The 18,882-nt window shown below is 62.3% G+C and carries 20 protein-coding genes and 1 pseudogene; 16 read left to right on the forward strand and 5 right to left on the reverse strand.

The genetic code is table 11. From position 1 onward, the window contains the following. Positions 1-57 precede the first annotated feature (57 nt). From gcl to ACYASU_RS01855, 3 genes are all read left to right on the forward strand, one after another. Positions 58-1,833, forward strand: coding sequence for a glyoxylate carboligase (gcl, locus tag ACYASU_RS01845; protein ID WP_463581752.1), 1,776 nt, complete (start codon positions 58-60; stop codon positions 1,831-1,833). A gap of 65 nt (positions 1,834-1,898) precedes the next feature. Next, a complete protein-coding gene (gene hyi, locus ACYASU_RS01850) occupies positions 1,899-2,681 on the forward strand; it encodes a hydroxypyruvate isomerase (protein WP_463581753.1) in 783 nt (260 codons plus the stop codon). A 159-nt stretch (positions 2,682-2,840) separates the two neighbouring features. Beyond that, positions 2,841-3,743: a 2-hydroxy-3-oxopropionate reductase gene (locus ACYASU_RS01855; RefSeq protein WP_463581754.1), complete on the forward strand. Its 903-nt coding sequence runs from the start codon at positions 2,841-2,843 to the stop codon at positions 3,741-3,743. A gap of 218 nt (positions 3,744-3,961) precedes the next feature. On the opposite strand, the gene ACYASU_RS01860 is transcribed toward ACYASU_RS01855, so the two are convergent. Further along, positions 3,962-5,284 (reverse strand): OprD family porin, encoded by a 1,323-nt coding sequence (locus ACYASU_RS01860; protein ID WP_463581755.1) that lies wholly within the window; start codon positions 5,282-5,284, stop codon positions 3,962-3,964. 637 nt (positions 5,285-5,921) lie between these two features. On the opposite strand from ACYASU_RS01860, the pseudogene ACYASU_RS01865 reads away from it, so the two are divergent. From ACYASU_RS01865 to ada, 5 genes and pseudogenes are all read left to right on the forward strand, one after another. Further along, positions 5,922-6,431 (forward strand): annotated as a pseudogene (locus ACYASU_RS01865) (MCP four helix bundle domain-containing protein); the annotation flags it as partial. A 423-nt stretch (positions 6,432-6,854) separates the two neighbouring features. Continuing rightward, a complete protein-coding gene (locus tag ACYASU_RS01870; protein WP_463581831.1) occupies positions 6,855-7,559 on the forward strand; it encodes a methyl-accepting chemotaxis protein in 705 nt (234 codons plus the stop codon). Between the two features lie 222 nt (positions 7,560-7,781). Next, positions 7,782-8,168: a copper homeostasis periplasmic binding protein CopC gene (gene copC, locus ACYASU_RS01875; protein WP_192173942.1), complete on the forward strand. Its 387-nt coding sequence runs from the start codon at positions 7,782-7,784 to the stop codon at positions 8,166-8,168. Positions 8,169-8,172: 4 nt separating this feature from the next. Beyond that, positions 8,173-9,036 carry a copper homeostasis membrane protein CopD gene (gene copD, locus ACYASU_RS01880; RefSeq protein WP_463581756.1) on the forward strand — a complete coding sequence of 288 codons (864 nt, stop codon included), beginning with the start codon at positions 8,173-8,175 and terminating at the stop codon, positions 9,034-9,036. A gap of 106 nt (positions 9,037-9,142) precedes the next feature. Then, positions 9,143-10,240 (forward strand): bifunctional DNA-binding transcriptional regulator/O6-methylguanine-DNA methyltransferase Ada, encoded by a 1,098-nt coding sequence (gene ada / locus ACYASU_RS01885; protein WP_463581757.1) that lies wholly within the window; start codon positions 9,143-9,145, stop codon positions 10,238-10,240. A gap of 56 nt (positions 10,241-10,296) precedes the next feature. Here ada and ACYASU_RS01890 read toward each other — a convergent pair whose 3' ends face one another. Next, positions 10,297-10,572, reverse strand: a complete 276-nt coding sequence (locus ACYASU_RS01890) for a type II toxin-antitoxin system RelE/ParE family toxin (RefSeq protein ID WP_122537187.1) — start codon at positions 10,570-10,572, stop codon at positions 10,297-10,299. Then, positions 10,572-10,844, reverse strand: coding sequence for a CopG family ribbon-helix-helix protein (locus ACYASU_RS01895; protein ID WP_122537276.1), 273 nt, complete (start codon positions 10,842-10,844; stop codon positions 10,572-10,574). Before ACYASU_RS01895 ends, ACYASU_RS01890 begins: the two co-directional genes overlap by 1 nt. Positions 10,845-11,078: 234 nt before the next feature. On the opposite strand from ACYASU_RS01895, the gene parS reads away from it, so the two are divergent. Further along, positions 11,079-11,528 (forward strand): type II RES/Xre toxin-antitoxin system antitoxin, encoded by a 450-nt coding sequence (gene parS, locus ACYASU_RS01900; RefSeq protein WP_282372338.1) that lies wholly within the window; start codon positions 11,079-11,081, stop codon positions 11,526-11,528. Then, positions 11,528-11,971: an RES family NAD+ phosphorylase gene (locus ACYASU_RS01905; RefSeq protein ID WP_463581758.1), complete on the forward strand. Its 444-nt coding sequence runs from the start codon at positions 11,528-11,530 to the stop codon at positions 11,969-11,971. Before parS ends, ACYASU_RS01905 begins: the two co-directional genes overlap by 1 nt. Here ACYASU_RS01905 and acuI read toward each other — a convergent pair whose 3' ends face one another. Together acuI and acuR are read right to left on the reverse strand one after the other, a co-directional pair. Next, on the reverse strand, positions 11,972-12,955 hold the full coding sequence (gene acuI, locus ACYASU_RS01910) for an acrylyl-CoA reductase (NADPH) (protein ID WP_463581759.1): 984 nt from the start codon (positions 12,953-12,955) through the stop codon (positions 11,972-11,974). It abuts the gene before it with no gap. 48 nt (positions 12,956-13,003) lie between these two features. Next, a complete protein-coding gene (gene acuR / locus ACYASU_RS01915) occupies positions 13,004-13,642 on the reverse strand; it encodes an acrylate utilization transcriptional regulator AcuR (protein WP_463581760.1) in 639 nt (212 codons plus the stop codon). 92 nt (positions 13,643-13,734) lie between these two features. On the opposite strand from acuR, the gene ACYASU_RS01920 reads away from it, so the two are divergent. The 6 genes from ACYASU_RS01920 (at position 13,735) to ACYASU_RS01945 (ending at position 18,852) form a co-directional block, all read left to right on the forward strand. After that, positions 13,735-14,811: an NAD(P)H-dependent flavin oxidoreductase gene (locus ACYASU_RS01920; RefSeq protein WP_463581761.1), complete on the forward strand. Its 1,077-nt coding sequence runs from the start codon at positions 13,735-13,737 to the stop codon at positions 14,809-14,811. Positions 14,812-14,975: 164 nt separating this feature from the next. Further along, entirely contained in the window at positions 14,976-15,743 is a 768-nt protein-coding gene (modA, locus tag ACYASU_RS01925) for a molybdate ABC transporter substrate-binding protein (protein ID WP_463581762.1), read from the forward strand. Continuing rightward, positions 15,744-16,430, forward strand: a complete 687-nt coding sequence (gene modB, locus ACYASU_RS01930; protein WP_463581763.1) for a molybdate ABC transporter permease subunit — start codon at positions 15,744-15,746, stop codon at positions 16,428-16,430. Further along, entirely contained in the window at positions 16,427-17,515 is a 1,089-nt protein-coding gene (modC, locus tag ACYASU_RS01935) for a molybdenum ABC transporter ATP-binding protein (protein WP_463581764.1), read from the forward strand. Before modB ends, modC begins: the two co-directional genes overlap by 4 nt. Positions 17,516-17,611: 96 nt before the next feature. Continuing rightward, positions 17,612-18,682, forward strand: a complete 1,071-nt coding sequence (locus tag ACYASU_RS01940; RefSeq protein ID WP_282372348.1) for a DNA topoisomerase IB — start codon at positions 17,612-17,614, stop codon at positions 18,680-18,682. Continuing rightward, complete coding sequence (locus ACYASU_RS01945) at positions 18,679-18,852, forward strand: hypothetical protein (protein ID WP_346625953.1); 174 nt, start codon at positions 18,679-18,681, stop codon at positions 18,850-18,852. Before ACYASU_RS01940 ends, ACYASU_RS01945 begins: the two co-directional genes overlap by 4 nt. Positions 18,853-18,882: the final 30 nt, after the last annotated feature.

Raw genomic sequence — 18,882 nt, forward strand, 5'->3', positions numbered from 1 at the left:
TCGGATTCAAATCAGGCTGTTTACGTACAAAAACTATCGAGTTCAGGAGACTAACAAATGACCGTCATGAGAGCCATCGAAGCCGCCGTTCTGGTGATGCGTCGCGAAGGCGTCGACACCGCCTTCGGTATTCCGGGCGCTGCGATCAACCCGCTGTACGCCGCCTTCAAGAAACTCGGCGGCATTGACCACGTGCTGGCGCGCCACGTCGAAGGCGCTTCGCACATGGCCGAGGGTTACACCCGCGCCAGCGCCGGCAACATCGGCATGTGCATTGGCACCTCGGGCCCGGCCGGCACTGACATGATCACCGGTCTGTATTCAGCCTCCGCCGACTCGATTCCGATTCTGTGCATCACCGGCCAGGCGCCGCGCGCACGGATGCACAAGGAAGACTTCCAGGCCGTGGACATCGCCAGCATCGCCGCGCCGGTGGCCAAGTGGGCGACCACGGTCATGGAACCGGGCCAGGTGCCCTATGTGTTCCAGAAAGCCTTTCAGTTGATGCGCAGCGGCCGACCCGGTCCGGTGTTGATCGACCTGCCCTTCGACGTGCAGATGGCCGAGATCGAATTTGACATCGACGCCTACGAACCGCTGCCGGTGGTCAAGCCCCAGGCCAGCCGCAAGCAGATCGAAAAAGCCCTGGCGATGCTCAACGCCTCCGAACGTCCGCTGATCGTGGCCGGCGGCGGCATCATCAACGCCGATGCCTCGGACGCGCTGGTGGAGTTCGCCGAGCTGACCGGCATTCCGGTGATCCCGACGCTGATGGGCTGGGGCACGATCCCCGACGATCATCCGCAGATGGCCGGCATGGTCGGGCTGCAGACCTCTCACCGCTACGGCAACGCGACGATGCTGGCGTCCGATCTGGTCCTCGGCATCGGCAACCGCTGGGCCAACCGCCACACCGGCACCGTGTCGGTGTACAGCGAAGGGCGCACGTTCATCCACGTCGACATCGAGCCAACGCAGATCGGCCGCGTGCTGACGCCTGATCTGGGCATCGTTTCCGACGCCGGCGCAGCCCTGGCGATGTTCATCGAAGTGGCGCGCGAGTGGCACACCGCCGGCAAGCTGAAGAACCGGAGCGAATGGCTCGCCAGTTGCCAGGAACGCAAGCGCACGCTGCAGCGCAAGACCCATTACGAGAACATCCCGGTCAAGCCGCAGCGGGTGTACGAGGAGATGAATCAGTATTTCGGCAAGGACACCTGCTACATCAGCACCATCGGCCTGTCGCAGATTGCCGGCGCGCAATTCCTCCACGTCTACAAACCGCGTCACTGGATCAACTGCGGACAGGCCGGGCCGCTGGGCTGGACCATTCCCGCGGCGCTGGGCGTGGTCAAGGCCGACCCGAGCCGCCAGGTGGTCGCGCTGTCAGGGGATTACGATTTCCAGTTCATGATCGAAGAGCTCGCCGTCGGTGCGCAGTTCAAGCTGCCGTACATCCACGTGGTGGTGAACAACTCGTACCTGGGCCTCATCCGTCAGGCCCAGCGCAATTTCGACATCGATTACTGCGTGCAGCTGGCGTTCGACAACATCAATGCGCCTGAGCTGGAAGGCTATGGCGTCGATCACGTCGGGGTTGCCGAGGGCCTCGGCTGCAAGGCGATCCGCGTCCTTGACCCGGCGCACCTGCAGGCCGCCTTCGCCGAAGCGTCGAGCCTGATGCAGCAGTACCGCGTGCCGGTGGTGGTGGAGATCATTCTCGAACGCGTCACCAACATTGCGATGGGCACCGAGATCAACGCCATCAATGAATTCGAGTCCCTGGCCGAGAGCCGCGCCGACGCCCCCACCGCCATCAGCCTGCTGGACTGATCGCGCCTGGTTGCTCCAAACAAGAGCTCCCAACGCGAACCCGGAACACGAACAAGGAGTACGTCATGCCCCGTTTATGCGCCAACCTGTCGATGCTGTTCACCGAGCTGGCATTTCTGCAACGTTTCGAAGCCGCCGCCGACGCCGGGTTCAGTGGCGTCGAGTACCTGTTTCCCTATGACTTCAGCTCCGCCCAGATCAAAGCCGAGCTGGACCGCAACCGGCTCACTCAAGTGCTGTTCAACTTGCCAGCCGGGGACTGGGCCAAGGGCGAGCGCGGCATCGCCTGTCACCCCGATCGAGTCGAGGAGTTCTATGCCGGCGTTGACCTGGCCATTGCGTACGCCAAGGTCCTGGGCAACACCCAGATCAATTGCCTGGCGGGGATCAAGCCCCAGGGATTCGACGACGGGCTGATCGAGAAGACCTTCGTCGACAACCTCAAATACGCCGCCGACCGCCTGCAAGCCCAGGGCATCGATCTGGTGATGGAAATGATCAACACCCGGGACATTCCGGGGTTCTACCTGAACACCACCGCCCAGGCGCTGGCGATTCGCGAGAAGGTCGGCAGCCGCAATCTGTCGCTGCAATACGACATCTACCACATGCAAATCATGGAAGGCGACCTGGCCCGCACCCTTGAAAACCACCTGCCGGCGATCCGTCACTTGCAACTGGCGGACAACCCGGGGCGCCACGAACCGGGCACCGGCGAGATCAACTACGGCTTTTTGTTCAAGCACCTGGACCGGCTGGGTTATAGCGGCTGGATCGGCTGTGAATACAAGCCGCTGACCACCACCGAAGCCGGGCTTGGGTGGCTGAAAACCCATAATTTGATCTGATACCGATTCTTGTAGGAGTGAGCTTGCTCGCGATGCTGTGGGCTGTTGACGATGCGCTGGCTGATAAATCGCAATCGCGAGCAAGCTCACTCCGACAGGAAGAAATATTGAGGCATGTACGCAACCCGTCTGCCTCCTCCAAACAAGGGAAAAAATCTCATGGCTAACATCGGCTTCATCGGCACCGGCATCATGGGCCTGCCCATGGCAGAAAACCTGCAGAAAGCAGGTCATCAATTGATTCTCTCCCGGCACTTCATCGCCCCGCCCGCGTCCCTGGTGGAGGGCGGCGCGACGGTGCTGGCCAACCCGCGGGAAGTGGCGCAGGAAGCGGAATTCATCATCGTCATGCTGCCGGACACCCCGCAGGTCAACGACGTGCTGTTCGGCGAAAACGGTCTGAGCGAGGGCGTCGATAGCCGCAACGTGGTCATCGACATGAGCTCGATTTCCCCCTCGGCGACGAAAGCCTTCGCCGAGAAAATCAACGCCACCGGCGCGCAGTACCTCGACGCACCGGTGTCGGGCGGCGAAGTCGGCGCCAGGGCGGCCACGCTGAGCATCATGGTCGGCGGCGAGCAGGCCACATTCGAGCGCGCCCTGCCCCTGTTTCAGACCATGGGCAAGAACATCACCCTGGTCGGTGGCAACGGAGACGGCCAGACCGCCAAGGTCGCCAACCAGATCATCGTCGCGCTGAACATCCAGGCCGTGGCCGAAGCCCTGCTGTTTGCCTCGAAAAACGGTGCCGACCCGGCCAAGGTGCGGGAAGCGTTGATGGGCGGTTTTGCCTCGTCGAAGATTCTTGAAGTGCATGGCGAGCGGATGATCAAAGGGACGTTCAACCCGGGCTTCAGGATCGCGCTGCATCAAAAGGATCTGAACCTCGCCCTTGAAGGTGCGCGGGAGTTGGGCCTGAATCTGCCCAATACGGCCAACGCCCAGCAAGTGTTCAGCACCTGCGCGGCGTTGGGCGGGAGTGGCTGGGATCACTCGGGGGTGATCAAGGGGCTGGAACACATGGCGAATTTTTCGATTCGTGGGGATCACAGGCCTGACTGACTGGCATTGAGAGGTGTGTCGTCCATACCGGCCCCTTCCCGGCTGAAGCCGGTCGCACTAAAAGCAGCGGCATGCACTGTGTGGGACCGGCTTTAGCCGGGAAGAAGCCCGCCCTGCTGATACATATCCCGGCCAGTGACAAAAGCAAAAAAGCCAGGCTTCCTTTCGGACAGCCTGGCTTTCTTATGCAGCGGGGATTCACATCACCCGCCTCCCGATCAGAAAATATTGATCGGATAATCCGCAATCAAACGAAATTCCTTCACGTCGCCGTCAGGCTGATCGCCGTTGGCGGTGTGCCAGGCCTGACGCATGCGCAAGGACAAATCCTTCGCCGGTCCGGACTGCACGACATACTTCGCTTCGAGGTTGGTTTCGTGGTGGTCGCCGTCATCGCCATAACCGGTGTAAGTGCTGTTCGATGGAATATGGGACCCATCGATGTCGTCACCGTGAATATAACGGACCATGAAGCTCAGCCCCGGCGCGCCATAACTCGCCATGTTCAGGTCATACCGCGCCTGCCAGGACTTTTCCCCCGGGCCGTTGAAGTCGGAATACTGAACCGAGTTCGCGAGCAGTATCGAGTCGCCGGTGTCGCCCGCGCCGTTATTACCAAAGGCCACATAATCGAACGGCGTGTCGCCATGCACTTTCTGGTAGGCCAGGGTCAGGGTATGAGCGGTCAGGAATGAATAGGCCGCCGCCAGCGACCAGGTCGTGTTGCTGATATCGCCCGCCTTGGCGGCACCGCTGTCGTTGGTGCGATAGATATTGAAATCGAAGTTCAACGACTGCTGATCAGAGATCGGCAGGGTGTAGTTGGCATTGCCGTAGTACTGATGCCAGACATCCTTGAGGTCCGAGCCGTAAAGGCTGACCGAGAGGTTATCGGTGAGTGCGTATTTACCGCCGGCGTAGTCAATGCTGCTGGCTTCGACGTTGGCATACGCCGCCCAGATACCGTGATCATTGTTGGTGGTGATCGGGCCGTTGCTGCCGGTGAAGTGGCCGCCGTCGAGTTCCAGGTTGGCGATGTCACTGCTCAGCACGTTGAAACCGGTCGCGGTTTGCGGGAACAGGCGTGAGCCGCCCGCGGCAAACACTGGCGCCTGGGGCTGCAGATTGCCGTAGCGCAATTCAGTCTTCGAGATGCGCATCTTCAGCGCCCCGCCGGCTGTGCCGTATTCATCCTGGGGATTGCCATGGCTGTCCACCGGCAGGTTGCCAGTGCCGGTGGTCCCGCCACCGCCATCCAGTTTCAGGCCCCAGTAACCGTAGGCATCAACGCCAAAACCCACGGTGCCCTGGGTGAAGCCGGAGCTGAAATTACCCAGCACGCCCTGGGTCCAGTCCTTGCTGTCGTCCTTGCCGTTTTTGTTGTCCCGGTTGAAATAATAGTTCTTCAGGTGGACGGTCAGACTGCTGTCGTCGACGAAGCCCTTGGCCTCCGATTGATCACTGACAACTGCTGCCGTTGCCAATTGACTGACGCCCAGCGATACCGCCAGCGTCATCAGATTCCATTTCACGAAAGTCATTGTTATCCCCTGTCTCGATTAAGGCCCAGCGCGTGCGCCCCCGAATGCGGGACACTGTTTCAAGTTGACACGACGATTCAGCGCTGAAGCGGGCGTTGCGGCAGATGGAAGCGAAACACACATGCCAGTGACTGGACGGCTGTTCCAGCCAATGGAGCACATCGATTATTGTTGATGCACGTTCTGGTCAGGTTGTACCCCGCACTTGAAGGCCGAAAATCTTGTAGCACTATCCGACCGGCGGGATTCCCAACGAGTCTTGATAGTCACTATCAATCTTCGTAATAGTCGAAAACTTTAAGCCAGTGTTACCGTCGTCGGCGATGAAGAACACGACTCAATTGCCGGATGACTCCGCAGCATCAGGCAATCGAATCATGCTCCGCTTCATCATTCCTTTGGTAAGACTTTTAGCCACCTCACGTCAGTGCGGTGGCTTTTTTTATGCCCGCGTTCTACCGGACGTTCGCGACATGTCCCCGAACACCCAACGGCGGAAAAATTCCTTGTAAAAGGACCAACGGACTCTATTGCTTTAATAGCGAAAATATTTCGACACCGCGCTGGAAACTCCGATATAAAGCGCACCAAGTAATAGCGTTCTAATATCACGAACGCCATCATTTCAGGTGCCCTTATGTTCAAAGATCTTTCAATCGCCAAGCGCCTGGGACTGGGCTTCGGGCTTGTCCTCGCGCTGATGATTCTCGTCACCCTGGTGGGCGTTAACAGGGTTCATCTGATGGAATCCGCCTTGACCGACGTCAGTGAGGACGCCACCGTCAAACAGCGCTACGCGATCAATTTCCGCGGCAGCGTGCATGACCGCGCCATTGCCCTGCGCGATGCCGTGCTGGTGCGCAACGACGCAGGCCTTGCCACGCACTTGCGTGACATCGAGCGCCTGGACGGCCTTTATCAGGCCTCGGCCGCGCCCATGGACCGCATCTACCAGACCAAGGGTGCGTCGTCCCGTGAGCAGGAGCTGCTGGCCAACATCAAGACCGCCGAACGCACGGCACTGAGCGCCACCGAGAAACTGCTGAAGCTGCGTCAGCAAGGCGAGATCGACCAGGCCCAGACATTGCTGATGGAGCAAGTGTCCGGCGCCTACAAAGACTGGCTCGCCCGTATCAACGCACTGATTGACCTCGAAGAAGCGTCCATTGGCGGGCACATCACTTCGGTACGAGCCACGGCCTCGCAATTCGCTTCGCTGATGCTGCTGGCTACCGGCATCGCCGTGGTGTTGGGCATCATCGCCTCGCTGCTGATCATCCGCAGCCTCAAGTCGACCCTCGGCGCCGAACCCCACCAGGTCGCGGCTTCAATCCGTCGTCTGGCGGCCGGCGAGCTGACCGACAAGATTGAAACGTCCTACCCCGACAGCGTCATGGGTGCGCTCAAGGCGACCAACCTGCACCTGTCGGCCACCATCACCGAAGTACGCTCTGCCGCAGTAGCGTTGACTCACTCCTCCGCCCAATTGCTGTCCAGTTCCGACAGCAACAGCGAGCAGATGCGCCTGCAAGCCAGTGAAACCCAGCAGATGGCGACGGCGATCAATCAGATGGCCACCACCGTAAAAGAAGTCGCGGGCTACGCCGACCAGGCCGCCAATGCCACCCAGACGGCTGACCATGAAGTCGAAAACGGCAAGCGCGTGGTCGAAGGCACTGCCCAGGCAATGGACCAACTGGCGCGCAAGCTGGAAAGCGCCGCTGACTCGGTGGGCCAGGTGTCCAGCGACAGCCGCGCCATCGAGAACGTGGTGGCGGTGATCAACTCCATCGCCGAGCGCACCAACCTGCTGGCGCTCAACGCCGCCATCGAGGCCGCCCGCGCCGGTGAAGCGGGCCGCGGTTTCGCCGTAGTGGCCGACGAGGTTCGTTCTCTGGCCAATCGCACTCAGGAATCAACCCAGGAAATCCGCGACATGGTCGGCCAGTTGCAAGCGGGTGCGGTGAAGACCGCCGACCTGATGCGCGAAAGCCGCGAAATGGCCCAGCGCACCGTCGAGCAGACCCACGAAGCGCAAACCGCGCTGGTGAAGATCCGCCACGAAGTCGGTGCGCTGAACGACATGAACGCGCAGATCGCCAGCGCCGCCGCGCAGCAACGGGCGGTGGCCGATGACGTCAGCATCAACATCAACCGCATCCACGATTCCGCACTGGAAACTGCGGTCGGCTCCAATCAGGTCGCACGCTCCAGCCGCGAGCTGTCGACCCTGGCCGACGTGCTCACCGACCGCGTGAGCTTCTTCAAGGTCTGAGCCTGCCAGGCTGCGTCGTTCAGGCGACGCAGCCATTTACGCCATCACCCCGCCGCGCTGATTTCCTCTCTGAAGACGTCTTGATTCCGAAGCTGCCCCCGGCTTAATCGCTGGAGTCCTTCTGCACTTTCTGGTCTAGTAGCGATCCGATCATCGCGAGTCGACTACCGTCGATTCCATCATCCATTCGCTGCAACTGCCGCCCTAGCAAAGGTCCCGCCGATGTCTGCCCACCGTTTCAAGCACGCCCTCTCCTGCCTGTCCCTGCTGGCCTGTCTGACCTCCACTGCCGCCTTCGCCCACGCCCATCTTGAAAGCCAGCAGCCGGCTGCCGACAGTGAAGTGAGCGCACCCAAAGAGCTGCGCCTGATCTTCTCCGAAGGCGTCGAAGACACCTTCACCAAAGTCGTGATCAGCCTGGACGCGCCCGATACGCCGACTGAAATCATCCAGACGCGCAACGTCGAAACCGATCCCAACGACAAGAAAGTCCTGATCGTGACCCCGGCCGTGCCGATGGTCCCGGGCAAATACAAGGTGGAATGGCACGCCGTGTCGGTGGACACCCACAAGAGCGAAGGCACCTATCGCTTTCAGGTGACGCCATAACCCCATGCACGAAGGACTGATCCTGTGCCGGTTCATCCACTTCGGCGCAGTGCTGTTGCTGTTCGGGATCGGTGCGTTCCGCAGCCTGTTGTTTGTCCCGCACCTGCGCCCTTTTGAGGCCAGCCCCGCGGGACCTCCGCTGAGTCGACTGCTTGGCTGGCTAGCCGCTATTGCACTGGCGAGCGCAGTGGCCTGGCTGATGCTGACGGCTGCTTACCTGAGCAGTGACTGGAGCAGCGCAATCGATCCGTCCACGGTCGGGCGGGTACTCGGCAATACCTGGTTCGGGCACATGTGGATCGTCCATCTGTTGTTGAACGCGCTGGTTGTCATCCTCAATCGCCGGGCGAAGCCGAGGGTCATGCTGGTCCTCAATGCCCTGTTGCTGATGACCCTGGCGCCGGTCGGTCACGGCGCGATGTTTGACGGGCTGAAAGGCCAGTTGTTGATCCTCAATCAAATGCTGCACCTGCTCGGCGTCGGCACCTGGCTCGGCGGGTTATGGATGCTGGCCTGGCTGCTGAGGGTTGATCATGGCGTCGATCTCGCGGCGGTATTGCGGCGTTTCAGTGGCATCGGCTACGGGCTGGTGGCGGTGATCATCGCCACGGGCCTGATCAACGTTCGTGCGCTCAGCGGCGGGTTCTGGCCTGCACCTGCGTTTGCCGGGTTTGGCCTGGTGCTGGCGGTCAAAGTCGTGATGGTGCTGGGTATGCTGGTGCTGGCGGCGCTGAACCGGCAATTGGCCCACTCGGCCGATCTGCCGGTGGCGCGCTTGAAGATGAGCGTGTTTCTGGAATGCCTGTTCGGCGCAGGTGCGCTGGCGGCGGTGTCGTTGCTTGGCACCTTGCCGCCGATGCTGGGCTGATGTGAATGCGAGGTCCTGCGTACAAGAGTTTGAACGCAAGACTCGGAGTGTCGTCCTCCGTCGCAGCGCTTAACGTACAGGCCAGTGAACAGTCAGAGAGCCGCCAATGAGCCGCCAGCCGCGTAATCCGTCACCCGAAAGCGTCGAGCTCGACCCGCGCTGGAGCGCCGTGCTGTCCCGGGACGCCAGCGCCGACGGGCTGTTTGTCTACGGCGTGCGCACCACGGGCGTCTACTGCAGGCCGAGCAGCAGCGCGCGCTTGCCACGCCCGAAAAACGTGGTGTTCTTTGACAGTGCCACCGAGGCCGAAGCCGCCGGGTTTCGCCCGAGCAAACGCGCCGCCGCCGACCGCACCGGTCTGGCTGAGCAGCATGCTGCGGTTGTCGCTGGCGCCTGTCGACTGATCGCCGACGCAGAGTTGCTGCCGACCCTCGCCGAGCTGGCCGTCCACGCCGGCATGAGCCCCTGGCATTTCCACCGCGTGTTCAAAGCCGTCACCGGCCTGACGCCCAGGGGCTACGCCAATGCCCACCGCGCAGACAAGGTGCGCAGCAAACTGACGGACAGCGGGCGGATCACCGACGCCCTCTACGACGCCGGTTTCAATTCCAGCAGCCGCTTTTACGAAGCCAGTGCCGGACTGCTGGGCATGAGCCCCACCGACTACCGCAAGGGCGGCGCCGCGCTGGAGATTCGTTTTGCCGTGGGGGAGTGCTTTCTCGGTGCGATTCTGGTGGCCCAGAGTGCGCGAGGCGTGTGCGCCATTCTGCTGGGCGATGACCCCAACCGACTGGTGCAAGACCTGCAGGATCAGTTTCACAGCGCCACGCTGATCGGCGGCGATGCCGACTTCGAGCGGCTCATGGCTGAGGTGGTCGGGTTTATCGAGGCGCCGAAGCTGGGGCTTAATCTGCCGCTGGATTTGCAGGGCACGGCGTTTCAGCAGCGGGTCTGGCAGGCCCTGGCGCAGATACCGCCGGGCACGACCGCCAGTTACGCACAAATCGCCCGGCAAATCGGTGCGCCGACCGCCAGTCGCGCGGTCGCCCTGGCCTGCGGGGCAAACCGGATTGCCGTGGCAATTCCCTGTCACCGGGTGGTGCGCAGTGATGGCGCGTTGTCGGGTTATCGTTGGGGTGTGGAGCGCAAGCGCGCGTTGCTCACTCGTGAAGGTCAAGGAACGGAACCACAGCATTCACGCTGAGCTATTTTGATTGGTTTCAGCCCAGCTCAAACTTCAGTTCCGCTGCTTCCACGATCCTATCGATCCTCGCGGGTGTGCCACAGACGCAGCAGATAGATTGTGGAATTGGCTATCTCGTAGCGCATCTCGTAATGGCCGATCTGGATTCTGCGCACATCCCTCGGTTCAAATTCTTCAAGGCGTTCGCCGATGCGTGGATTAACGAGCAGCGTAGTCGGTGCTGCCGTGAGTTGCTGCACGGTTCGTGCGGCGGCAGGCTGATTGGCCGCTGCCAGAAACTCATAGAGCCGGGCAATGTCGGAAAGCGCCTTGCTCGTCCACTTCAGTTCCATCAGCGTGGAACCGGCAACGGCGTGTCGGTGCTAAGGCTATCAGCCCAGGCCTGAACGGTCTGGTGGTCAATTACGTGACCAGCATCGACATCAGCCAATGCCTCGCGAGTCAGGCGACTGCGCTCTTCTTCCTGATCTATCCAGGCGGACAGGGCCTGTTTGACGATCCAGTTTTTGGAGCGTTCCAGCCGCTCCGCCATCAAATCGACTTTTTGTGCCAACGCCTCAGGAACGTGAGCCGTCACCGATCGGGTCTTTGCGGAAGTTGCCATGATAGGACGGTCCTGATTAGAGAGTGATTTAAAGTTAATCATAGTGAGTCATTAAAAATCGTCAAGAACAGGGTCAGCTGTCGGATTGCGCTGTACGCCATCCGTTAGGCGTTTCCGGCTAAAGCCGGCTCCACTAGGGAAGCAAAGCATGCAAACGCCGGTAACAGCTTCTCGCTTGAGAAACCCTGACAGCGGCGTAAGGTCCCTGCACCGGATCTCACAAGGAGCATGGACGTGCCTTCGACTCTTCAAGCAGCGATAACCGACACCGCCCCCTCATTCTGGTTGATCGCCGACCAGCTCAACGCACGCAACGAAACCGAACGGCTGGACTACATCCGCTCGGGCTTCCCGCCCGGCTGGGTCAAGGTGCTGCGCAATGCCTTCCGCCTCAGCAACAGCCAGCTCGAAGCCTTATTGGCCACCTCGGTCTCCACGCTGGAGCGCCGCCAGCGTCAGCAACGACCGCTGGACATCGTCGGCTCCGAACGCCTCGACCGGGTCGCCGCCCTCGCCACCCACGCCGCCGAGCTCTTCGAAGACCAGAACACCGCCCGCCGCTGGATGATTGCGTCCAACCGCGCGCTCAACGGGCAGACGCCTATCGCCCTGTGCGAAACCGAGATCGGCGCGCGCCAGGCACGTCGGGTGCTCAGCGCCTTGCAGCACGGCGGGGTTGTCTGATGCAGGCCTGGAGGATCAGCAAGGCAAATGCCGCGAACGATCTGTCCGGCACGGGCGCCGCGCAGTTCGGCGGGCGCTGGAATCATGCCGACCAGCCTGCCCTCTACCTGGCGCTGAGCGCGTCAGGCTGCGCGCTGGACACCCTCGTCCAGTGCGCGAGCCTGCCGCAGCCGGGTTTCCAGCTGGTTCACCTGCAGTTGCCGGATGACCCGGCACTGTATTGGCAGCCTGCCCTCGCGCACCTGCCGCCCGGCTGGGATGTCACGCCGGCAGACCGGCCCAGCATGGATTTCGGCAGCGCCTGGCTGGAACGGCGTGAGCAACTGGGTTTGATCGTGCCCTCCGCAATCATCACCCACACGCGCAACCTGCTGCTCAACCCCCTTCACCCCGCCATGGCGCAGGTCAGGGTGCTCGACGTGCGCTCTTTCACCTGCGGCTGATCAGCGCTGGGTGTCGACCACGATTCTCCCGCGCACCTGCCCGTCCATGAGCTGGTGTGCGGTTTCAATCACCTCACCCAATCCGATCTCCCGGCTGATCAACGGCAGCAGCGAGACATCGAGATCCCCGGCCAGACGCGCCCAGGCGTCGATGCGGTCCTGGCGCGGGCGCATCACACTGTCGATACCGGCCAGGGTCACGCCGCGCAAAATGAACGGCGCCACCGACGCCGGAAAATCCATGCCCTGGGCCAGGCCGCAGGTCGCCACCGTGCCCCAGTACCGTGTGCTGGCGCAGATATTGGCGAGCGTGTGACTGCCCACCGAATCGATCGCCCCGGCCCAGCGCTCTTTGGCCAACGGGCGGCCGGGCTCGGCAAGGGTCGCGCGGTCGATGATTTCAGCGGCGCCGAGGGACGTCAGGTATTCGCTCTCGTTCACGCGGCCGGTGGAGGCCACGACGCGATAACCGAGCTTGGCCAGCAACGCGATGGCGAAACTGCCGACACCGCCGTTGGCCCCGGTCACCAGCACCTCGCCCTTGTCCGGCGTCACGCCGTTTTTCTCCAGTGCCATGATTGCCAGCATCGCGGTGTATCCCGCCGTGCCGATGGCCATAGCCTGCGCCGGTGTAAAGGCGCTGGGCAGCGGGATCAGCCATCTGCCTTGCAGCCGCGCCTTTTCTGCCAAGCCACCCCAATGGCCTTCGCCCACGCCCCAGCCGTTCAGCAACACCTGATCGCCGGGTTTGAAGTCCGGGTCGCGGCTGTCCTCGACCGTGCCGGCCAGATCCACGCCGGGCACCATCGGGAACTGCCGCACGATCGGCCCTTTGCCGGTGATCGCCAGGCCGTCCTTGTAATTCAGCGTGCTGTGGCTGACGCGCAGCGTGACGTCGCCCTCGGGCAACTGACTGTCATCGATGTCTGCCAGCTCGGCGCGGTAGCCGTTGTCGTCTTTGTTGATCAGGATGCCTTTGAACATTGCCCCTCTCCTATTTAGACCGCTCGTCTATAACCAGACCTGAAAACATCAGCGCGGCAAGCCGCGCAGAAATCCGATGATGAAGGTGTTGAGCGGCTGCTCGTTCTGCACCAGTCGAGCCCGCAGCACGGCGCCCTCCCAGCCGATCCAGAAATACGCCGCCAGTTCTGAACAATCCGTGCGCGCTGGCAGTTCCCCTGCGGCAATCGCCGCCTTGAAGCAGACCGTCAGGCGCGCCTGCCAATCGAGGAAAACCTTCTCCAGGGCCTCGCGGAAACCCGTTGGCAGGACGCTCACTTCCTGGCCCATGTTGCCGACCAGACAGCCGCGGCGGAACTCATGGCGGGCGATGTTGACCTTTGATTCCTGAACGAACGCGGCCAGCCGCTCCAGTGGCGACAGGGTTTCATCCAGCAGCCAGCGATCAAGGCGCCGGGCAAAGTAGCCGGCGTAGCTGTCGAGCACCGCGAGGCCGAACACCTCTTTGCTGGCGAAGTAGTGGTAGAAAGAGCCTTTGGGCACGCCGACGCGCTTGAGGATGCCGTCAATGCCTGCGGCCATGAAGCCCTGCTCGGTCAGCACCTCGACGCCGCAACGGATCAGCGCCTCGCGGGTGTCGAAGTCATCGGGGCGCGCCACTTTGGGCGGGCGGCCGGGGCGTCGTGGTTTTGCAATGATGTCGTTCATGGGGTTGCATATTAGACCGAGCGTCTATTAAATCAACCGCAACGTTTCAAATGCTGCTTTTTAACAGCCTTTTCGCTATGGAGACTCTGCCGATGATCGCCTGGCCCGACACCCGCCTGCTCAAACTGCTGGACATCGAACTGCCCATCCTCCAAGCGCCCATGGCCGGCGCGTCCGGCTCGGCAATGGCCATCGCCGTCGGCAAAGCGGGCGGTCTGCCCTCGCTGCCTTGCGCCATGCTCACCCGCGCGCAGATTCGCGAAGAAGTGGCGCGAATACGCGCGAGCACTCACGCGCCGCTTAACCTGAATTTCTTCTGCCACTCGACTCCGCCCGCCGATCCGCAGGCGGATGCAGACTGGAAACTCCTGCTCAAGCCCTACTACGACGAACTGGGCGCCGACTTCGACGCTCCCACCCCCACCTCCAACCGCGCACCGTTTGACGAAGCGGCCTGCGCCTTGATCGAAGAACTGAAGCCTCAAGTGGTCAGCTTCCACTTCGGCCTGCCCGATGCCGCGTTGCTGGCGCGGGTGAAGGCGACTGGCGCGAAGGTGTTGTCTTCTGCAACCACGGTTGAAGAAGCGATTTGGCTCGAAGCGCGGGGCTGCGATGCGATCATCGCCATGGGCTACGAGGCCGGTGGGCATCGCGGCATGTTCCTCAGCGATCAGCTTCACACCCAGGTCGGGACCATGGCGCTGGTGCCGCAGATTGTCGATGCCGTGAAGATTCCGGTCATCGCGGCCGGTGGCATTGCCGACAGTCGCGGGATTGCCGCTGCGTTCATGCTCGGCGCGTCAGCGGTTCAGATCGGCACCGCGTATCTGTTTACCCCGGAAGCCAAGACTTCCGCGCTGCATCAGGCGGCACTGAGCCGAGCGCAGGATAGCCAGACCGCCATCACCAACATTTTCACCGGCCGCCCGGCCCGGGGCATCGTCAACCGCATCATGGCTGACATCGGACCCATGGCCGATGCCGCGCCGGCCTTCCCCACGGCGGGCGGCGCGTTGATGCCGCTGCGCAGCAAGGCCGAAGCCCGGGGCGACGACGGTTTCATGAACCTCTGGGCGGGTCAGGCGGTGGGCATCAAGCATTCGCTGTCGGCGGAAGAACTCACCCGGACGCTGGCCATCGGCGCCCTTGAACGGCTGGCCGGGCGCTAAGCCGGGGACTTAAGCCGCCGATTTAAAACGCAGCGCGGCAAGATCCGGCTTCCGCGCGGGGAAGAGTCGCTATATATTTCGCTGCATAGCGTTTACCGGCGTCCGGTTGGCGTTCTTCCTCACCCCCGTTTGCCGCACCCCGTTCGCCATCCCGGAGCCGTTCCATGCGCGCAGTTTCACACCGCTTCACCCTCACCTCACTGGCCATCGCCTTCGTCGCGCTGTGCTCGGGCACAGCGTTTGCCGATGAAGTCCAGGTGGCCGTCGCGGCCAATTTCACGGCGCCGATCCAGGCCATCGCCACCGACTTCGAAAAGGATACGGGCCATAAACTCGTGGCCTCGTTCGGCGCGACCGGCCAGTTCTACACCCAGATCAAAAATGGCGCGCCGTTCGAAGTCTTCCTCGCCGCCGATGACACCACTCCGGCAAAACTTGAGGGCGAAAACGAGACCGTGAAAGGCTCGCGCTTCACCTACGCCGTTGGCACCCTCGCGTTGTGGTCGGCCAAAGACGGCTACGTCGACGACAAAGGCCAAGTGCTCAAGGATGGCAAATTCCAACACTTGTCCATTGCCAACCCGAAAGCCGCTCCGTATGGCCTCGCCGCCACCCAGACCCTGGACAAACTGGGCCTGACTGACGCGACCAAAAGCAAGATTGTCGAAGGCCAGAGCATCGCCCAGGCCTATCAGTTCGTGCAGACCGGCAACGCCGAGCTGGGTTTCGTCGCCCTCTCCCAAGTGTTCAAGGACGGCAAGCTGACCGGCGGCTCGGCGTGGATCGTTCCGGCCAACCTCCATGAACCCATCAAGCAGGACGCCGTGATCCTCAACAAGGGCAAGGACAACGCCGCCGCCAAGGCGCTGATGGACTACCTCAAGGGCCCGAAAGCCGCCGCGATCATCAAGTCCTACGGGTATCAGTTGTAAATGCTGCTGGGCAGTGCCGACCTCGCGGCCATCTGGCTGACGCTGAAGCTGGCGTCCCTGACCACCTTGATTCTGCTGATCGTCGGCACGCCCATCGCGCTGTGGCTGTCGCGCACCCGCTCGTGGCTGAGAGGCCCGATCGGCGCGGTGGTCGCCCTGCCCCTAGTGCTGCCGCCCACGGTGATCGGCTTTTATCTGTTGCTGTTGCTCGGGCCGAACGGTGCGGTCGGGCAACTGACCCAGAGCCTGGGGCTCGGCACGCTGACGTTCAGTTTCACCGGGTTGGTGATCGGCTCGGTGCTGTATTCCCTGCCGTTCGTGGTGCAGCCCTTGCAGAACGCTTTCGCCGCCATCGGCCCTCGCCCCCTTGAAGTGGCGGCCACATTGCGCGCAGGCCCTTGGGACACGTTCTTCTCGGTGATCCTGCCGCTGGCGCGCCCTGGCTTTATCACCGGGGCGATTCTGGGTTTCGCTCACACCGTGGGTGAGTTCGGCGTGGTACTGATGATCGGCGGCAACATCCCGGAGAAAACCCGAGTCGTGTCCACGCAAATCTATAACCACGTCGAATCCATGGAATACGCCCAAGCCCATTGGCTGGCCGGGGCGATGCTGGTGTTTTCCTTTGTGGTGCTGCTGGCGCTGTACTCCAGCGGCAAGGCGCGTTCGGCGTGGAGCGGCGCATGAGCGCGAACATTGAAGTGCGCCTCCAGGTGGATTACCCCGAGTTCGCCCTGGACGTAGACCTGACCCTGCCCGGTCGTGGCGTCACGGCGCTCTACGGCCATTCCGGTTCTGGCAAAACCACTTGCCTGCGTTGCATCGCCGGGCTGGAAAAGGCGGCCGACGGTTATATCCGTGTCAACGGCGAGGTCTGGCAGGACAGCGCCAACCATGTCTTTCTCCCCCCACACAAACGCCCCTTGGGCTACGTGTTCCAGGAAGCCAGCCTGTTCCCGCACCTCAACGTCGAGGGCAATCTGCGCTTCGGCTTCAAGCGCATCCCCGAGCGCGACAGGCGCATTACGCTGCAACAGGCGACGTCATTGCTGGGCATCGATCATCTGCTCAGCCGCGCGCCCGACAAACTGTCCGGCGGCGAGCGTCAGCGGGTCGGCATCGCCCGCGCGCTGCTGACCAGCCCGCGCCTGCTGCTGATGGACGAACCCCTGGCGGCGCTGGATGCGCAACGCAAAAGCGAAATCCTGCCTTACCTCGAACGTCTGCATGACGATCTGGATATTCCGGTGATCTACGTGAGTCACGCCCAGGATGAAGTGGCTCGACTGGCCGATCATCTGGTGCTGCTCAGCGACGGCAAAGCACTGGCCAGCGGCCCCATAGGCGAAACTCTGGCGCGGCTGGATCTGCCGCTGGCGATGGGCGACGACGCGGGCGTGGTCATCGAAGGCAGCGTGCTGGCCTATGACGCTGCGTATCAGCTCATCACCGTACAACTGCCGCGTAGCGAACTGAGTATCCGCGTGGCCCACTCGGCATTGCAGCCCGGCAAGCCGCTGCGCCTGAAGGTGCAGGCGCGGGACGTGAGCCTGAGCCTGCAACCCGACGCTCAAAGCAGCATTCTCAATCGCCTGCCGGTTACGGTCATCGAAGAGATCGCCGCTGACAACACCGCCCATGTGCTGGTCCGCCTGGATGCCGACGGCTCGCCACTGCTGGCGCGGATTACCCGCTATTCCAGGGATCAGCTGCAATTGGCACCCGGTCAACGGTTGTGGGCGCAGATCAAGTCAGTGGCGCTGCTGGCCTAGGCCCGATCCATCGCACTCGTCAGAACGCAATTATTCGGCACGACTGCGCAGCGCCACGGTCAATGCAGAAAGACCCCGCGTTCAGGACTGCCTTTCATGCCGGACACAATTCACAGCGAAGACCTGCCCAAAGATCTGCACTACGTCGACGACAGCCAGCCCGGATTCAGCCGCAAGATCCTGCGCGGCAAGTTCGCCTATTTCGACATCGACGGCCAGCGCATTCGCGACGAGGACGAGATCAAGCGCATCAACGCGCTAGTGATCCCCCCGGCTTACAGCGACGTGTGGATCTGCGCCGACCGCCAGGGCCATCTGCAAGCCACTGGCCGCGACGCCCGCGGGCGCAAGCAGTATCGCTATCACCCGCGCTGGCGCGAGATCCGCGACGAGAACAAATACTCGCGGATGATCGCCTTCGGCCAGGCGCTGCCCAAGGTGCGCAAGCAGCTGGAAACGCAGCTGGCGAAACCCGGCATGGGCCGCGAGAAGGTCATGGCGGCGGTGCTGTCATTGCTGGACCAGACGCTGATCCGTATAGGCAACAGCCAGTATGCCCGGGACAACCGCTCCTACGGGCTGACCACGCTGCGCAACAAACATGTCGACGTGAAGGGCAGCAAGATCTACTTCGAGTTTCGTGGCAAGAGCGGCGTCGAGCACCGGCTCAGCGTCACCGACCGACGCCTGGCCAACATCATCAAGCGCTGCATGGAATTGCCCGGCCAGAACCTATTCCAGTACCTGGACGACGACGGCCAGCGGCATACCGTTTCTTCCCACGACATCAACCAGTACCTGCACACACTGACCGGCGCTGACTTCACCGCCAAGGATTACCGCACTTGGGCCGGCAGCGCGATGGCCCTGGCGACCCTGCGCAAGCTGCACTGGGAACCGGAGGCGGACGCGAAGAAACACGTCGTGTCCATGGTCAAGGAGGTCGCCAGATTGCTGGGCAACACCCCGGCCGTCTGCCGCAAGTGCTACATCCACCCGGCCGTGCTGGAAGCCTTCGCCATGGGCGAACTGGCCAAGCTGCCGCGCATCCGCCAGCGCAAGGGGCTGCGTCTGGAGGAAGTGGCGCTGGCCGGTTTCCTCCAGGGCCTGCAGGCCGCCGAGGTCATTCGTGAAGCATCCGAAGAACTGACAGGAGAAACAGCATGACCCCCCATGACGCTCATATTCCCGGTGAAAAACTCAACGACCCGGACGCGCGCCCCGCTGACGTGGCCGACGACCGCGACCGCACCGACGATGTGCGTGAAGACGAGCCGCTGACCGGCGGCGACCACGATGACGCCGGGCACACCCCCAAGGTGCCCCTCGCCGAGTAAACCCGTTCTTGCATTTCAGGATTCAAAGGC

The organism is Pseudomonas sp. HP_12 (assembly GCF_055283955.1).

What these genes read in the sequence shown, in the direction of transcription:
- ACYASU_RS01895 (WP_122537276.1), bottom strand. Translation starts at nt 10,844, where the DNA reads ATGGCAACTTCCGCAAAGACCCGATCGGTGACGGCTCACGTTCCTGAG.
- ACYASU_RS01905 (WP_463581758.1), top strand. Translation starts at nt 11,528, where the DNA reads ATGCAGGCCTGGAGGATCAGCAAGGCAAATGCCGCGAACGATCTGTCC.
- hyi (WP_463581753.1), top strand. Translation starts at nt 1,899, where the DNA reads ATGCCCCGTTTATGCGCCAACCTGTCGATGCTGTTCACCGAGCTGGCA.
- ACYASU_RS01940 (WP_282372348.1), top strand. Translation starts at nt 17,612, where the DNA reads ATGCCGGACACAATTCACAGCGAAGACCTGCCCAAAGATCTGCACTAC.
- acuI (WP_463581759.1), bottom strand. Translation starts at nt 12,955, where the DNA reads ATGTTCAAAGGCATCCTGATCAACAAAGACGACAACGGCTACCGCGCC.
- ACYASU_RS01920 (WP_463581761.1), top strand. Translation starts at nt 13,735, where the DNA reads ATGATCGCCTGGCCCGACACCCGCCTGCTCAAACTGCTGGACATCGAA.
- ACYASU_RS01855 (WP_463581754.1), top strand. Translation starts at nt 2,841, where the DNA reads ATGGCTAACATCGGCTTCATCGGCACCGGCATCATGGGCCTGCCCATG.
- modC (WP_463581764.1), top strand. Translation starts at nt 16,427, where the DNA reads ATGAGCGCGAACATTGAAGTGCGCCTCCAGGTGGATTACCCCGAGTTC.
- modB (WP_463581763.1), top strand. Translation starts at nt 15,744, where the DNA reads ATGCTGCTGGGCAGTGCCGACCTCGCGGCCATCTGGCTGACGCTGAAG.
- ACYASU_RS01860 (WP_463581755.1), bottom strand. Translation starts at nt 5,284, where the DNA reads ATGACTTTCGTGAAATGGAATCTGATGACGCTGGCGGTATCGCTGGGC.
- acuR (WP_463581760.1), bottom strand. Translation starts at nt 13,642, where the DNA reads ATGAACGACATCATTGCAAAACCACGACGCCCCGGCCGCCCGCCCAAA.
- ACYASU_RS01870 (WP_463581831.1), top strand. Translation starts at nt 6,855, where the DNA reads ATGGCCACCACCGTAAAAGAAGTCGCGGGCTACGCCGACCAGGCCGCC.
- copC (WP_192173942.1), top strand. Translation starts at nt 7,782, where the DNA reads ATGTCTGCCCACCGTTTCAAGCACGCCCTCTCCTGCCTGTCCCTGCTG.
- ACYASU_RS01890 (WP_122537187.1), bottom strand. Translation starts at nt 10,572, where the DNA reads ATGGAACTGAAGTGGACGAGCAAGGCGCTTTCCGACATTGCCCGGCTC.
- copD (WP_463581756.1), top strand. Translation starts at nt 8,173, where the DNA reads ATGCACGAAGGACTGATCCTGTGCCGGTTCATCCACTTCGGCGCAGTG.
- gcl (WP_463581752.1), top strand. Translation starts at nt 58, where the DNA reads ATGACCGTCATGAGAGCCATCGAAGCCGCCGTTCTGGTGATGCGTCGC.
- ACYASU_RS01945 (WP_346625953.1), top strand. Translation starts at nt 18,679, where the DNA reads ATGACCCCCCATGACGCTCATATTCCCGGTGAAAAACTCAACGACCCG.
- ada (WP_463581757.1), top strand. Translation starts at nt 9,143, where the DNA reads ATGAGCCGCCAGCCGCGTAATCCGTCACCCGAAAGCGTCGAGCTCGAC.
- modA (WP_463581762.1), top strand. Translation starts at nt 14,976, where the DNA reads ATGCGCGCAGTTTCACACCGCTTCACCCTCACCTCACTGGCCATCGCC.